At 63.0% G+C, this 1,608-nt stretch carries 2 protein-coding genes; one reads left to right on the forward strand and one right to left on the reverse strand.

The window, feature by feature from the left end:
* Positions 1–1,165, reverse strand: a 1,165-nt coding sequence (locus RR842_RS14575; protein WP_332730294.1) for an FAD-dependent oxidoreductase, incomplete at its 3' end; no start/stop codon positions are given.
* Positions 1,166–1,377: 212 nt separating this feature from the next.
* Between RR842_RS14575 and RR842_RS14580 the strand changes: the two genes are divergently transcribed.
* Positions 1,378–1,608 (forward strand): hypothetical protein (locus tag RR842_RS14580; RefSeq protein WP_332730296.1); only part of this gene is annotated, 231 nt, incomplete at its 3' end.

Consider the following 1,608-nt stretch of genomic DNA (forward strand, 5'->3'; position numbering starts at 1 on the left):
GCCCGTACGGCTCGTACTCGGGCGTGAAGCGCTTGCCCAGTTTGTTCACGCGCAGGTACGGCATGAGCTGCTCGGGGTCCAGCATGATAGCCTGCGGGAACTCGTCTTCGGCTGCTCCTACCGCCAGGCCCATTTGGTGTCCGTCGCCCGTGTTGCCGAACGCACCGGTCAGCCACGAGCCCGGAACGCCGCGCGGACGGCAGCGCTCTTTGAGCATCTGCTGGTTGAACTCGTAGCCGCCGCAGGCCAGCACGACACCCTTCGCGCAGTTGTACTGCTCGTATCCTTGCTCGCTCTCGACGATGACGCCGGTAACCTTGCCGGAGTCATCCGCGACCAGTTGGCAGGCAGGGCAGCTGTAGCGGATTTCTACGCCCGCCTTCTCCAGGATGCCGGCGAGGATCTTTGCCAGCTCGCCCGGAGGATAGGGCAGGTTGAGCGACGTGTTCCACGAGCGCGAAAGCGAGGTTTTGTCCCATTGCTCGCGGAAGTCGGGGAAGTCGCCTGCGGCGAACGTGAGCGGGTAGTCGTCGAGATTCTGGTTGTCGAAGTGGCTCACGTACCAGTCAACGGCCTCGCCGTTCGACTCGAGCCAGTGGCGGTACAGCTCCATGTCGCCCTGGAAGGCGCAGTCGACCATGGCGTCGCTCATCCAGGCGTCGGTGTCGAACGTCATGCCCCAGTGCTGGTGCAGCTTCGAGTTCGTGCCGCCGATGGTGGCGGAGTTGTAGTTGCCCACGGTCTGCTTCTCCACGGCCACGGTCTTGAGCCCCTGCTCGGCGCAGGAGAGCGCCGCAGCGTCACCCGAAGGGCCGAGACCGCATACCACCACGTCCACGTCATGCGTGGTGACGATGTCTTTCGGGTCGATGGGCTTAGCTACGAAGGAGATTGTTCCCTCGCCGGCGGCACCCACTTCAACTTCTTCGACGACGGGCCATACGGCTTGTGCGGGGTCGGTCGTCTGCATGGCGCCCGCGGGGGCTTTGCCGCTTGCATCCGATACCGCGTCTGCTTTGGCGTCGGCGGCGTTTTGGGGTGCGCACCCGGCAAGTCCTGCGAAGGCGGCTAGTCCGGCCGTCGCAGCAGCACCGGTCAGAAACGAGCGGCGGCTCAGTGCGGATTGCTCGGTGTTCGGGGTTGCTCCCGATTTGGATGCTTTCATGAATCCTCCCTTGGTTTCGGAGCCCGTGCGGTCCCTTCCGCTTTTCTTGAGGCCCCCTTAGGGCCCATAGTGGCAAAGCGAGATGGCTTGGTCATCTAACGAAACGGTATATTTCTCAGAAATACGAGGTCAAAGGCCCGGCATTAATTCCTATCACCGGGGGAGTGCGGTAAGATGCAGCTGAAGGCGGAAGGGAAAGGCGGCAGATGCGCATGGCGGCGGCTCGCGCGAGAAAAATCCAGAAGGAGCGATCGGCACCTGAGGCATCGCCGTCGCATGGACGTGTGCCCTTGCGGTCGCTTGCCAAAACGGTGGTGGGATCGTCGCTGCTGTGGGCTTGGGGTTTCCTCTGCTATCTAAGCCCGGTTCTGTTTCCTTCCGGCGGTGCAGTTTCTGCGAGTACGGGGTTGGAGTACGGCTTCTTCGCCTCTCAGGCGGCCGTG

Origin of the sequence: Gordonibacter sp. (genome assembly GCF_036667095.1) — a bacterium.
Taxonomy (GTDB): Bacteria; Actinomycetota; Coriobacteriia; order Coriobacteriales; family Eggerthellaceae; genus Gordonibacter.